This window comes from Streptomyces sp. WAC 04229 (genome assembly GCF_003947455.1).
Lineage (GTDB): Bacteria > Actinomycetota > Actinomycetes > Streptomycetales > Streptomycetaceae > Streptomyces.
This window is the reverse complement of the sequence record NZ_QHJH01000226.1, coordinates 1-11,376: the sequence shown is the minus strand read 5'-3', so window position 1 is coordinate 11,376 and position 11,376 is coordinate 1. Positions and strand designations below refer to the sequence as shown.

Here is an 11,376-nt window from a genome sequence, read left to right as displayed (position 1 = left end):
CGTCGACCAGGACGCGTGCGCCGGCCGCGGCCAGCTTGTCGGAGACTTCGAGGGCCAGTTCGGTCTGGAGGGCCTTGCCAGCCGCGACGACGTGGACGTCGGCCGGGGCGACCTCCTTGGACCAGACCAGGCCCTCGGCCGAGCGGCGGCCCGCGACCAGGATCTGGGGGACGCCGATGAGTTCGGCGTCGGTGAACTTGACGCCCGGGGAGACGCCCGCACGGTCGTCGACCAGGACGCGTGCGCCGGCCGCGGCCAGCTTGTCGGAGACTTCGAGGGCCAGTTCGGTCTGGAGGGCCTTGCCAGCCGCGACGACGTGGACGTCGGCCGGGGCGACCTCCTTGGACCAGACGAGGCCCTTGTCGTCGGCGTGCTGCTCGGCGAGGGCCGCGACGGCGCGGGAGACGCCGATGCCGTAGGAGCCCATCGTGACGCGGGCCGGCTTGCCGTTCTGGCCGAGGACGTCGAGCTTGAGGGCGTCGGCGTACTTGCGGCCCAGCTGGAAGATGTGGCCGATCTCGATGGCGCGGTCCAGCTTGAGGCCGGTGCCGCAGTTCGGGCAGGGGTCGCCCTCCCGGACGACCACGACGTCGACGTAGGTGTCGACCTCGAAGTCGCGGCCCGCCACGACGTTCCTGGCGTGGGTGTCGGCCTTGTTGGCGCCCGTGATCCATGCGGTGCCGGGCGCGACGCGGGGGTCGGCGATGTACTTGACCTTGTCGCCCAGACCCTGCGGGCCCACGTAGCCGCGGACCAGGTCGGGGCGGCCGACGAAGTCCTCCGCGGTGACCAGTTCGACGGCGGCGGGGGCGAAGTGCGCCTCCACCTTGTCCATGTCGACCTCGCGGTCGCCGGGGACGCCCACGGCCACGATCTCGCCGTCCACCTTGACCAGGAGGTTCTTCAGCGTGGCGGAGGCCTCGACGCCGAGGGAGGCGGCCAGGGTCTCGATGGTGGGGGTGTCGGGGGTCGGGATGTCCTCGGCGGCGGGCACGGAGGCCGCGTCCACCGGCTCGAGGGCGTACGTGATCGCTTCCGTGTTGGCGGCGAAGTCGCAGTTCGGGCAGTCGGCGAAGGTGTCCTCGCCGGCCTGCGCCGGGGCCAGGAACTCCTCGGACTTCGAGCCGCCCATCGCGCCCGCGGTGGCCGCGCAGATGCGGTAGTCCAGGCCGAGGCGCTCGAAGATGCGCTGGTAGGCGGCACGGTGCAGGGCGTAGGACTCGGCCAGGCCCTCGTCGGCGACGTCGAAGGAGTAGGAGTCCTTCATCAGGAACTCGCGGCCGCGCAGGATGCCGGCCCGGGGGCGGGCCTCGTCGCGGTACTTGTTCTGGATCTGGTAGAGGATGACCGGCAGGTCCTTGTAGGAGGACGCCTGGTCCTTCACCAGGAGGGTGAAGATCTCCTCGTGGGTCGGGCCGAGGAGGTAGTCGCCGCCCTTGCGGTCCTGGAGGCGGAACAGCTCGGGGCCGTACTCCTCCCAGCGGCCGGTGGCCTCGTACGGCTCGCGCGGCAGCAGGGCGGGGAGCTGGACCTCCTGGGCGCCGATGGCGTCCATCTCCTCGCGGACGATGCGCTCGATGTTGCCGAGGACCTTCTTGCCGAGCGGCAGCCAGCTCCAGAGGCCGGCGGCGGTGCGGCGCACGTAGCCGGCGCGGACCAGCAGCTTGTGGCTGAGGACCTCGGCGTCCGCCGGGTCGTCGCGCAGCGTCTTCGCCATCAACTTCGACATGCGCTGGACCGGTGCGTTGGCCATGGTTCTCGTGTCTCCTGCTGCGTAAGGGTGGTGCTAGGAGGTTAGCCGGGGGGCCGCGCACGGTGGAAATCGGTTATCCGGCCCGCCTGCGCAGCGGGAGTGCGGCGCCCATCACCGCGTAGGGCTTGGGGGCGCTCGGGAAGAGGACCTGGCGGGCCAGGTCCTGGTAGCCGAGGGAGCGGTAGAGGCCGCGGGCCGGACTCTCGGTGTCGATGGCCGAGAGGATCGAGCGGGGTTCCGTGGCGCTGTCGGTGATCGTGGTGATCAGGGAGCGGCCCGCGCCGCGGTTCTGGTGGGCCGGGTGGACGTGGAGTTCGGTGATGACGAAGGAGTCGTCCAGCCAGGCGTCCGTGCCCTGGGCGCGGAGGTACGGCTCGACCACGGTGGACCACCAGTGGGTGCGGTCGTTGGGCATGCCGTAGACGAAGCCGACGAGGTCGCCGCCGACGGTGGCCCCGAGGGCCCGGGCACCCGGGTGGGTCATGTGGCGCAGGACGATCTGGCGACGGACGGCGACCTCGTCGGGGCCGAGTCCGAACGCCGCGGCTTGCACGGCCAGGGCCTCGTCCACGTGCGCGGAGAGGTCCAGTGGGCCGATCACGAGGTCCATGGCGGGGAGCCTACAGCCCTGTCGCGGGGCTCAGAACAGCACGCTCATGAAGGCGCCGACCTCTTGGAAGCCCACCCGGAGGTACGTCCGTCGCGCCGCCGTGTTGAAGTCGTTGACGTACAGGCTCGCCACCGGCGCCACGTCCGCGAGGGCGTAGCGAAGAACCGCCGCCATGCCCGGTGCCGCCAGGCCCTTGCCCCGGTACTCGGGGGCCACCCACACGCCCTGGATCTGGCAGGCGCGGTCGGTGGCGGCGCCGATCTCGGCCTTGAAGACGACCTTGCCGTCCGCGTCGAAGCGGGCGAACGAGCGGCCGGAGCCGACGAGTTCGGCGACCCTGGCCTGGTAGAGCAGGCCGCCGTCGCCGGCCAGCGGGGAGATGCCGACCTCCTCGGTGAACATCGCCACGCAGGCCGGCATGACACGGTCCAGCTCGTCCTTGCGTACGCGGCGGACGTAGGGGTCTGGGACGATGTCCCCGGGCATGCGGTCGGTGACCATGAGCGGCTGGCGGGTGCGGACCTCGCGGGCGGGGCCCCAGCCGGGTTCGAGCAGCCGCCACAGCTGTGCGGTCTGGTCGGCGGGGCCGACGATCGAGGAGCAGCGGCGGCCGGCCCGACGGGCGCGGTCGGCGAAGGCGCGGACGGCGCGTTCGTTGGCACAGATGGGGACCAGGTTGGCGCCCGCGTAGCACAGGGACGTCAGCATCCCCTGCTCGTACCAGCCCCACATCTCCCCGCCGAGGCGCCACGGGTCGAGCCCGGCGATGTTCACCCGGGCTGCCACGAAGGCGTTCGCGACCGGCTCGCGGTCGAGGATGGCGAGCGCGGCGTCCAGGTCGCTCGGTTCGAGCACGCGGGAGGTGGTCTGCGTCAACACGTGCGGGGGCCTCACCCTGAGATCTGCTGGTCCCCGCACTGTACCTGCCACGCATTTGCCGCGCCGCCCTCCGGGCGACGCGGCCGGAGCGGGGAGGGTCAGCCCGCGATCGAGACGGAGGGTTCGCCGGAGGTCACGCCGTCCTTCTCCATCTGCTCGGCGATCTTCATGGCCTCCTCGATGAGGGTCTCCACGATCTTCGACTCGGGGACGGTCTTGATGACCTCGCCCTTGACGAAGATCTGGCCCTTGCCGTTGCCGGAGGCGACGCCGAGGTCGGCCTCGCGGGCCTCGCCGGGGCCGTTGACGACGCAGCCCATGACGGCGACGCGGAGGGGGACCTCCATGCCGTCGAGACCCGCGGTGACCTCTTCGGCCAGCTTGTAGACGTCGACCTGGGCGCGGCCGCAGGACGGGCAGGAGACGATCTCCAGGCCGCGCTGGCGCAGGTTGAGCGACTCCAGGATCTGGATGCCGACCTTGATCTCCTCGACCGGCGGGGCGGAGAGGGAGACGCGGATGGTGTCGCCGATGCCCTGCGAGAGCAGCGCGCCGAAGGCGACCGCCGACTTGATGGTGCCCTGGAAGGCGGGGCCGGCCTCGGTCACGCCGAGGTGCAGCGGGTAGTCGCACTGGGCGGCGAGCTGGCGGTAGGCCTCGACCATCACGACCGGGTCGTTGTGCTTCACCGAGATCTTGATGTCGCGGAAGTCGTGCTCCTCGAAGAGCGAGGCCTCCCAGAGGGCCGACTCGGCGAGCGCCTCGGGGGTGGCCTTGCCGTACTTCTGGAGCAGGCGGCGGTCCAGGGAGCCCGCGTTCACGCCGATGCGGATCGGGGTGCCGTGGTCCTTCGCCGCCTTGGCGATCTCCTTGACCTTGTCGTCGAACTGCTTGATGTTGCCCGGGTTGACGCGGACCGCCGCGCAGCCCGCCTCGATCGCGGCGAACACGTACTTGGGCTGGAAGTGGATGTCGGCGATCACCGGGATCTGCGACTTCCGCGCGATCACCGGCAGCGCGTCCGCGTCGTCCTGGGTCGGACAGGCCACCCGCACGATCTGGCAGCCGGACGCGGTCAGCTCGGCGATCTGCTGGAGCGTCGCGCCGATGTCCGACGTACGCGTCGTCGTCATCGACTGCACCGACACGGGGGCGTCGCCGCCCACCGCCACGGCGCCGACCTGGATCTGCCGGCTCTTGCGGCGCTCCGCGAGCCTGGTCGGAACGTCCGGCATGCCGAGAGAAATGGCAGTCATCTGCTGTACAACCCCAAGTCGTGGATCAAGGTCCGGCCCCGTTCTGCGGCGGGCTCCGGCAATCGAGATTACGGCACGCACATGAACGCCGGGGACACGGTGCGCGCGAGATGCACCCGTTGGCGTCCATCTGCCGGACGAACGGAGTGAAGCCCGACCCGGAGGGACAGGCTCTCCGGATCGGGCTTCTCATCGGATCGTTCGGATTGTGCCGATATCAGGAGATCCGTACGGGATTGACGACGTCCGCCACCAGCACCAGCAGCGTGAAGCAGACGAAGATGCCCGCCACCACGTAGGCCACCGGCATCAGCTTGGCGACGTCGAAGGGGCCCGGGTCGGGCCTGCGCAGCACCTTGGCCGCGGCCCGGCGCAGCGACTCCCACAGCGCGCCCGCGATGTGGCCGCCGTCGAGCGGCAGCAGCGGGAGCATGTTGAAGAGGAACAGGGAGAGGTTGAAGCCGGCCACCAGCATGACGAACATGGCGAGCTGCTGGGTGGGCGGGATGTCCAGGGTGGCGATCTCACCGCCGACCCGGGCGGCGCCCACCACGCCCATCGGGGAGTCGGCCTCGCGGGGTCCGTCCCCGAAGGCGGCGTCCCACAGGGCGGGGATCTTGGCGGGCAGGGCGGCGAGGGAGTCGACGGCGTCGCCGATCCGGTCGCCCATCCAGGTCACGGACTGTCCGAAGTCCTGCTTCACCACGCCGGTGGCGGCGCTGAAGCCGAGGAAGCCGGCGGTGACGTACTCGCCCTCGACGATCTGGCCGTTCGCGTCCTTCTTGGCGACCTGGTTGGTGGCGATGGTCGCGTTCAGGGTGATCTCCTCACCCTTGCGCTCGACGACGACCGGCACCTGCTCGCCCGGGTTGGCGCGGATCAGGTTGGACAGCTTGTCCCAGTCGTCGGTCCGTACGCCGTCGAAGGAGAGGATCTTGTCGCCGGCCCGCAGGCCCGCCGCGGCGGCCGGGGAGGCGGGGTCGGACTTGGTGCAGTCGTCGCGGTTCTCCGTCTGTGAGATGACGCACTGGGAGACGGAGCTGACGGTGGTGGTCTGCTGCGAGATGCCGAAACCCATCAGGACGGTGAGGAACAGCACCACCGCCAGGACGAGGTTCATGAACGGGCCCGCGAACATCACGATGACCCGTTTCCACGGCTTGCGCGTGTAGAACAGGCGCTTGTCGTCGCCGGGCTGGAGCTCCTCGAAGGCGGCCGAGCGCGCGTCCTCGATCATCCCGCGCCACGGCGAGGTGGAGCGGGCCTCCATGCGGCCGTCGGGGCCGGGCGGGAACATGCCGATCATGCGGATGTAGCCGCCGAACGGGATGGCCTTGACGCCGTACTCGGTCTCGCCCTTCTTCCGCGAGAAGAGCGTCGGTCCGAAGCCGACCATGTACTGCGGCACCCGGATGCCGAAGAGCTTGGCCGTGGAGAGGTGGCCCAGTTCGTGCCAGGCGATGGAGAACAGCAGACCGACGGCGAAGAGGACTATGCCGAGGATGAACATCAGGGTCGTCATGCACGGGCCTCCGCCGTCTGTGCCGCCAGTTGCCGGGCCCGGGCGCGGGCCCAGGTCTCCGCTTCGAGGACGTCCGCGACGGTGAGCGAGGTTCCCGTACGGGGGGTGCCGTGCTCCTCGACCACCCGCGTGACGGTCTCCATGATCCCGAGAAACGGCAGCGCGCCGGAGCGGAAGGCCTCGACGCACTCCTCGTTGGCGGCATTGAACACCGCCGGGGCCGTGCCCGCGAGCTGTCCGACGTGCCGGGCCAGGTTCACCGAGGGGAAGGCCTCGTCGTCCAGCGGGAAGAACTCCCAGGTGGACGCCTTGCTCCAGTCGAAGCTGGGGGCGGCGTCGGGGACGCGTTCGGGCCAGCCGAGGCCGATGGCGATGGGCCCGCCCATGTCGGGGGGCGTCGCCTGGGCCAGGGTCGATCCGTCCGTGAACTCAACCATCGAGTGGACATACGACTGCGGGTGCACGACCACCTCAATGCGGTCGAAGGGAATGTCGTAGAGGAGGTGCGCCTCGATCACCTCCAGGCCCTTGTTGACCAGGGTGGCGGAGTTGATCGTGATCACCGGGCCCATCGCCCAGGTGGGGTGGGCGAGGGCGTCGTCGACGGTGACGCGGGCCAGCTGGTCCCGGGTCCGGCCGCGGAAGGGGCCGCCGGACGCGGTGACGACGAGCTTGCGCACGTCGGCGCGGGTGCCGGCGGCCAGGGCCTGGAAGAGAGCGGCGTGCTCGGAGTCGACCGGGATGATCTGCCCCGGCTTGGCGAGGGCCTTGACCAGCGGGCCGCCGACGATGAGCGATTCCTTGTTGGCCAGCGCGAGGGTGTGGCCGGCCTCCAGGGCGGCGAGGGTCGGAGCGAGTCCGATGGAGCCGGTGATGCCGTTGAGGACGGTGTGGCAGTCGGAGGCGGCCAGCCGGGTCGCCGCGTCCGGTCCCGCGAGGATCTCGGGGAGCGGCTCCCGGCCGTCGTACCGGGCGCCCAGTGCCTCGCGCAGCGCGGGGACGACGTCCTCGCGGGCGACGGCGACGGTCCGCGGCCTCAGCCGGTGCGCCTGCTCGGCGAGGAGGTCGACCCGGCCGCCGTTGGCGGACAGGCCGGTGACCCGGAAGCGGTCCGGGTTGCGCAGCACGAGGTCGATGGCCTGGGTCCCGATCGACCCGGTGGACCCGAGGATCACCACGTCCTTCGGGCCGTCGCCCGCCACCGGGTCGTAGACGAGGTGGGGGTCGGCGAGTGGGGCTGGACTGTCGCTCATCCCCCCATTGTGGCCGCAACGGCCCTCCGGGAGGACAGCGCGTCCCTCGCACGGGTGTCGCGGGGAGGGCGTGCCGGGCCGCGGTCCCGGCCACGGGGCCGGGACCGCGGCTGCCTCGCTCAGGGGATGGGGCGGTGGACGTTCTCCCGCCGGGAGGCTCCCGGGGTCGCGTCCGCGATCCAGGGGCCGTCGCCCGACGGGTCGACGATGCCCTGTTCGAGCCACTCGTACGCGCCGCCCAGCACGCCCTTGACGACCTTGTGGTCCAGGTCGTCGGTGTTGGTCCAGAGGCGGCCGAAGAGTTCCTCGACGCGGATCCGGGACTGGCGGCAGAAGGCGTCGGCGAGCTGGTAGGCCTCGCGGCCGTGGTCGCCGGTGGCGCGCAGGTGTTCGGCGCGGACGCAGGCGGCGCTCATCGCGAACAGCTCCGCGCCGATGTCGACGATCCGGCCCAGGAAGCCCTGCTTGGTCTCCATCCGGCCCTGCCAGCGGGACATGGCGTAGAAGGTGGAGCGGGCCAGTTTGCGGGAGGCGCGTTCGACGTAGCGCAGGTGGGCGGCGAGGTCGGGGTGGCCGGAGGGGTGGAAGTCGGCGTAGGAGCGCGGGAGTTGGCCCGGCCCCGCGACGAGCTTGGGCAGCCACTTGGCGTAGAAGGCGCCGGCCTGCGCGCCCGCCTTCGCCTTGTCGGCCAGGGTCTTGTCGGGGTCGATCAGGTCCCCGGCGACCGAGAGGTGGGCGTCGACCGCCTCCCGCGCGATCAGCAGATGCATGATCTCGGTGGAGCCCTCGAAGATGCGGTTGATCCGCAGGTCGCGCAGGATCTGCTCGGCGGGCACGGCGCGCTCGCCCCGCGCCTCCAGGGAGGCCGCGGTCTCGAAGCCGCGGCCGCCGCGGATCTGGACCAGTTCGTCGGCCATCAGACAGGCCATCTCGGAGCCGTAGAGCTTGGCGAGGGCGGCCTCGATGCGGATGTCGTTGCGGTCCTCGTCGGCCATCTGGGAGGAGAGGTCGAGGACCGCCTCCAGGGCGAAGGTGGTGGCCGCGATGAACGAGATCTTCGAGCCGACCGCCTCGTGCAGCGCGACCGGCTTGCCCCACTGCTCGCGCACCGCCGACCACTCGCGGGCGATCTTCAGGCACCACTTGCCGGCGCCGACGCACATGGCGGGCAGCGAGAGGCGGCCGGTGTTGAGGGTGGTGAGGGCGATCTTGAGGCCGGCGCCCTCGGGGCCGATGCGGTTGGCGGCGGGGACGCGCACCCGGTGGAAGCGGGTGACGCCGTTCTCCAGGCCGCGCAGGCCCATGAAGGCGTTGCGGTTCTCGACCGTGACGCCCTCGGAGGCGGCCTCCACGACGAAGGCGGTGATGCCGCCCTTGTGGCCCTCGGACTTGGGGACGCGGGCCATCACGACGAGCAGGTCGGCGACGACGCCGTTGGTCGTCCACAGCTTCACGCCGTCGAGGACGTAGTCGTCGCCGTCGGGCACCGCCGTGGTGGCGAGCCGGGCCGGGTCGGAGCCGACGTCCGGCTCGGTCAGCAGGAACGCCGAGATGTCGGTGCGGGCGCAGCGCGGCAGGAACGTGTCCTTCTGCTCCTGGGTGCCGAACATCTTCAGCGGCTGGGGCACGCCGATCGACTGGTGGGCGGAGAGCAGCGCGCCGATCGCCGGGTTCGCGGATCCGACCAGGGCGAGGGCCTTGTTGTAGTAGACCTGGGTCAGGCCGAGACCGCCGTACTTGGTGTCGATCTTCATGCCGAAGGCGCCCAGCTCCTTCAGCCCCGTGATCACCTGGTCCGGGATGCGCGCGTCGCGCTCGATCACGGATCCGTCGATCTTCGTCTCGCAGAAGTCGCGCAGCTTGGCGAGGAACTCCTCGCCGCGCTGGACGTCGTCGTCGGCCGGCAACGGGTGGGGGTGGATGAGGTCGAGGCGGAAGCGGCCGAGGAACAGCTCCTTGGCGAAGCTGGGCTTGCGCCAGTCCTGTTCGCGGGCCGCCTCGGCGACCTGGCGGGCCTCACGCTCGGTGACCGTGGACCGGGAGGAGGGGGTGGTTGCTGCGGACATGAGGCTCACCTCAACGATTCGTCCTGCGCGAACTTGCGGACGTACGTTACTAGTCGGTGCTACCCGATCGTATGTACCCGATACCGGGCCACCCCACCACCCTTCGTGCGGCCGTTCGGCCGATGCCGCGGCGGGCTGCGTGGGGCGGAGAAGCGGTGGAGTACGCTGTCGAAGCGCTTCGACAGACTATGGACACCCGTCCGCCCCGGAGCTACTGTCGAACCACCCTCGTCCGCCCTATATCAACCCCACGCGCTGTCGAAGCGCTTCACAACGCTTGGAGAGCTGGATGGTCACCCTTGCCGAGGTCGCCCAGCACGCCGGAGTCTCCGCGAGCACGGTGAGCTATGTCCTCAGCGGCAAGCGGTCCATCTCCACCACCACCCGGCAGCGGGTCGAGGAGAGCATCCGCACGCTCGGCTACCACCCGAACGCCGGTGCCCGCGCCCTGGCCAGCAGCAGGTCGAACATCATCGCGCTCATGATCCCACTCCGCAGGGACATGTACGTGCCGGTGATGATGGAGATCGCCATCGCCGTCGCCACGACCGCGCGCACCCACGGGTACGACGTCCTGCTGCTCACCGGCGAGGAGGGCCCCGACGCGGTGCGCCGGGTCACGGGCAGCGGGCTGGCCGAAGCAATGATCGTGATGGACGTCGAGCTGGACGACGAACGGCTGCCCCTGCTGCGGGGCACCGACCGGCCGTCGGTGCTGATCGGTCTGCCGGCCGACACCGACGGGCTGACCTGCGTCGACCTCGACTTCCGGGCGACCGGCGCGCTGTGCGTGGAGCATCTGGCGGGGCTGGGCCACCGCGACATCGCCGTCATCGGCGAGGCCCCCGCGGTCTACGAACGGCACACCGGCTTCGCCGAACGCACCCTCGACGGGCTGCGCGGCGGGGCCCGGGAGCTGGGCCTGCGGCTGCTGCACCGGCCCTGCGAGGGCGGATACGACGCGATGGCCGCGACCCTCGCCCGGGTCTTCGACGAGCGTCCGGACACCACGGGCTTCGTCGTCCAGAACGAGTCGGCCGTCGAACCGCTGCTCTCGCTGCTGCGCCAGCAGGGCCGGGCCGTCCCCGAGGACGTGTCGGTGGTCGCGGTCTGCCCGGAGCAGGTCGCCACCCATGCCTCGGTGCGGCTCACCTCGGTCGCCCTGCCCGCGCAGGAAATGGGCCGGCAGGCCGTGGAGCAGCTGATCGCCAAGCTCGACGGACGCGGGAGCGACGAGGTCGTGCTGCTCGCGCCGGAGCTGACCGTCCGGGCCAGCTCGGGACCGGCGCCCGCGCGGTCGTGAGCGCGGGGCCGGCCCCGGGGCCGGGGTGCGTGCGGTGGGTCAGCCGCCGCTGACCGTCAGGTTGTTGGTGGTGAAGTCGAGGCCGCCGGCGGACGAGGTGATCTCGTAGCCGAACTGCACGTCACCGATGGTCTCGTCGCCCATCCAGCCCTTGGTGTCCTTGATCCACTTCAGGATCGGCAGGATGTCGACCGTGCCGGCGCTGGAGTCCGAGGTGCGCAGGAACGAGAAGACCTCGTTGGCGCCGTTGCTGCCCTTGTAGACATTCCAGGAGTGGCCGCCGAGGGTGACGGAACCCTGTGGGCTGCCGAGCGGGCCGACGGCTCCGTGGTGGTTGACCCAGAGCATGATCTCGTAGTCGTAGTCCGTGTCCCAGATGTCGTACGACGTGTTGTACGCGCCGGACGCCGGGACCGTGACGTCGTAGCTGCTGCGGAGCGAGCCGAGGGAGGTGATCGGCTTGTTGATCACCTTCTTGGCGTTCGGGTAGGACTTGATGCCGCCCGTGTTCGGGTGGTCGGCCCGGGCGCCCCAGTTGGTGCCGGAGTCGGCCCAGACGCACTGGGTGCCCGCACCGGAGCCCCAGATGTTGTTGTAGAGGATGTAGCCGTCCAGGGTGGTGTTGCCCCACTGGTCGCACGAGTTCCAGACGGCGGCCTGGGCGGGGGCGGAGGCCGGACCGAGGGCGGCGCCCAGGGCGCCGTCTGGAACTCGTGCGACCAGTGGGGCAACAC

At 70.9% G+C, this 11,376-nt stretch carries 9 protein-coding genes; 1 reads left to right on the top strand and 8 read right to left on the bottom strand.

Translation table 11 applies throughout. The features are described 5' to 3' along the window. The 7 genes from DMH12_RS33975 to DMH12_RS33945 all read right to left on the bottom strand — a co-directional run. Positions 1-1,753 (bottom strand): proline--tRNA ligase (locus tag DMH12_RS33975; protein ID WP_260474440.1); only part of this gene is annotated, 1,753 nt, incomplete at its 3' end. Positions 1,754-1,826: 73 nt separating this feature from the next. Further along, on the bottom strand, positions 1,827-2,363 hold the full coding sequence (locus DMH12_RS33970; RefSeq protein WP_125495193.1) for a GNAT family N-acetyltransferase: 537 nt from the start codon (positions 2,361-2,363) through the stop codon (positions 1,827-1,829). Positions 2,364-2,393: 30 nt separating this feature from the next. Next, a complete protein-coding gene (locus tag DMH12_RS33965) occupies positions 2,394-3,242 on the bottom strand; it encodes a GNAT family N-acetyltransferase (protein ID WP_185832714.1) in 849 nt (282 codons plus the stop codon). Positions 3,243-3,340: 98 nt separating this feature from the next. Then, on the bottom strand, positions 3,341-4,498 hold the full coding sequence (gene ispG / locus DMH12_RS33960; protein ID WP_125495191.1) for a flavodoxin-dependent (E)-4-hydroxy-3-methylbut-2-enyl-diphosphate synthase: 1,158 nt from the start codon (positions 4,496-4,498) through the stop codon (positions 3,341-3,343). A 217-nt stretch (positions 4,499-4,715) separates the two neighbouring features. Then, positions 4,716-6,008 (bottom strand): RIP metalloprotease, encoded by a 1,293-nt coding sequence (locus tag DMH12_RS33955; RefSeq protein ID WP_125495195.1) that lies wholly within the window; start codon positions 6,006-6,008, stop codon positions 4,716-4,718. Between the two features lie 8 nt (positions 6,009-6,016). Continuing rightward, the gene (gene dxr / locus DMH12_RS33950; RefSeq protein WP_125495190.1) at positions 6,017-7,273 is read right to left on the bottom strand and encodes a 1-deoxy-D-xylulose-5-phosphate reductoisomerase; all 1,257 of its coding nucleotides are present in this window, start codon (positions 7,271-7,273) and stop codon (positions 6,017-6,019) included. A gap of 119 nt (positions 7,274-7,392) precedes the next feature. Next, positions 7,393-9,339 (bottom strand): acyl-CoA dehydrogenase family protein, encoded by a 1,947-nt coding sequence (locus tag DMH12_RS33945; protein WP_125495189.1) that lies wholly within the window; start codon positions 9,337-9,339, stop codon positions 7,393-7,395. Between the two features lie 289 nt (positions 9,340-9,628). On the opposite strand from DMH12_RS33945, the gene DMH12_RS33940 reads away from it, so the two are divergent. After that, positions 9,629-10,642: a LacI family DNA-binding transcriptional regulator gene (locus tag DMH12_RS33940; RefSeq protein WP_125495188.1), complete on the top strand. Its 1,014-nt coding sequence runs from the start codon at positions 9,629-9,631 to the stop codon at positions 10,640-10,642. Between the two features lie 39 nt (positions 10,643-10,681). On the opposite strand, the gene DMH12_RS33935 is transcribed toward DMH12_RS33940, so the two are convergent. After that, positions 10,682-11,365: a GH12 family glycosyl hydrolase domain-containing protein gene (locus DMH12_RS33935; protein ID WP_125495194.1), complete on the bottom strand. Its 684-nt coding sequence runs from the start codon at positions 11,363-11,365 to the stop codon at positions 10,682-10,684. Between the last annotated feature and the right edge of the window lie 11 nt (positions 11,366-11,376).